The organism is Mesorhizobium sp. M7A.F.Ca.CA.004.06.1.1, assembly GCF_003999135.1.
Classification (GTDB): Bacteria; Pseudomonadota; Alphaproteobacteria; order Rhizobiales; family Rhizobiaceae; genus Mesorhizobium.
The window spans coordinates 1-1,898 of the sequence record NZ_RZPQ01000951.1 but is presented as its reverse complement, the minus strand read 5'-3'; the positions used below and the strand labels follow the sequence as shown (position 1 = coordinate 1,898).

The window sequence follows — 1,898 nt, the reverse complement described above, 5'->3', positions numbered from 1 at the left end:
GCCTTCAACGCCGATGACGTCGCTCACAATCTGACGCGCTGGTGCGAGAAGAATGTCGCCGGCAATTCCATGGCCGCCCGTGTCGGCGCGCTGATCGACGCAAAGACCGGCAAGGCCAGGGATGGCGCGATCACCAAGGTCGACGACAACACGGTCAAGCTGAAGCTAAGCGAACCAGACATTTCACTGATCCCGAATTTCACCGACTATCCGGCGCTCGTCGTGCATCGCAACTTCGATGCCGACGGTGCCGATCCGATCAAGAAGCCGATCGGCACGGGACCGTTCGAACTGGTCTCCTACGATGTCGGCCAGAAGGCGGTCGTCAAGCGTCGCGAGAATGGCAAATGGTGGGGTGGTGAAGCGCCGCTCGACAGCGTCGAGTTCATCGACTACGGCACCGATTTCAACGCCACCGTGAACGCGTTCGAATCCGGTGAGATCGACCTCAATTTCGAGTCGCCCGCCGACTTCATCGACATTCTCGACAAGATGGATCTGGTGAAATCGGAGGTGGCGACGGCGACGACGCTGGTTGCCCGCACCAACATCACCCACAAGCCCTATGATGACCAGCGGGTGCGCAACGCCCTGCAAATGGCCGTCGACAACAATGCGGTCCTCCAACTCGGCTATGCCGGGCGAGGCACCCCTGGCGAAAACCACCACGTTGCCCCGATCCATCCGGAATACTATCCGCTGCCCAAGAAGACACGCGACGCCGCCGGCGCCAAGAAGCTGATGGCGGAAGCCGGACAGGCTGACTTCGAGCATGAGCTGATCACCATCGAGGACGATTGGCAGAAGAATACCGGCGACGCCATTGCCGGCCAGCTGCGCGATGCCGGAATCAAGGTGAAGCGCACGGTGCTGCCGGGTTCGACCTTCTGGAACGACTGGACGAAATATCCCTATTCGATGACGATCTGGTACATGCGCCCGCTTGGCGTCCAGGTGCTGGCGCTCGGCTATCGCACCGGCGAGGCCTGGAATGAATCGGCATATTCCAACCCCGATTTCGACGCCAAGCTCAAGCAGGCGCTATCGCTCATCGACGTGGAGAAACGACGCGAGGTCATGAAGGATGTCGAGCAGATCCTGCAGGATTCGGGCGTCATTATTCAGCCGTTCTGGCAGAAGCTCTACAGCCACCAGAACAAGAAGGTGAAGAACTATGGTGTCCACCAGACATTCGAGATGGACCTTCAGAACGTCTGGCTGGACGGCTGAAACAAGGCGCGGCAGGACTTCATGAGCCGCAAAAAAGCCGATATGCAGGATGCGTGGTATTGATAGGCTCAAGCCATCAAAAGCCGGAGATTCTGCATGAGACTGACAGTGCTCGTTGCCGCCCTTTCGATAGCCCTGCCGGGCGCCGCCGTCGCCGGACCGGCTTCCGACGCGGTGAAGTTCTTCTATGTCCCGGCGGTCAAGTTCGAGGCCGACGAACAATATCGGGATCGGTTCACCGAACCGGTGACGAAACTGTTCGAGCTGAACGACCAGGCAACGAAGACGAACCCGGACCAGGTCGCCTGCATCGATTTCGATCCTGGTCTCGACGCCCAGGATTTCGATCAGAAAACCGTCTCGAAAACGCTGAAACTGTCTGAGAAGCTGGATGGCGATAACGCACAGGTCACGGCATCCTTCAGCCTGTTCTCCGAGGGCGATGATTCCAAACGTGAAATGCTCTGGTCGCTCAAGAAGATCGACGGCAAGTGGAAGATATCGGACATCGCTTCCAAGACCAGCGACTGGACGCTCAGCGCGCTGGAATGCATGGCCGGCCAGACGCCGGAGTGAAGCGATGGCCCATCGCCGGTTCCTGGCGCTGTCGGGTGTGTGCCTGCTGGCGGCTCTGAGCGGCGCCGCCGCGCAAGGCTTGTTGGGTGCGC

General features: G+C 59.5%; 2 protein-coding genes. Both read left to right on the top strand.

Features of this window, described 5'->3' with window-relative positions; translation table 11 throughout:
- A partial coding sequence (locus EN906_RS32560; protein WP_164777544.1) for an ABC transporter substrate-binding protein occupies positions 1–1,230 on the top strand: 1,230 nt, incomplete at its 5' end.
- Between the two features lie 96 nt (positions 1,231–1,326).
- Positions 1,327–1,806 (top strand): DUF3828 domain-containing protein, encoded by a 480-nt coding sequence (locus EN906_RS32555; protein ID WP_127269038.1) that lies wholly within the window; start codon positions 1,327–1,329, stop codon positions 1,804–1,806.
- Positions 1,807–1,898: the final 92 nt, after the last annotated feature.

Bases quoted from the DNA above. Each gene is read 5' to 3' on its own strand.
- EN906_RS32555 (WP_127269038.1), top strand. From the start codon at position 1,327: ATGAGACTGACAGTGCTCGTTGCCGCCCTTTCGATAGCCCTGCCGGGC.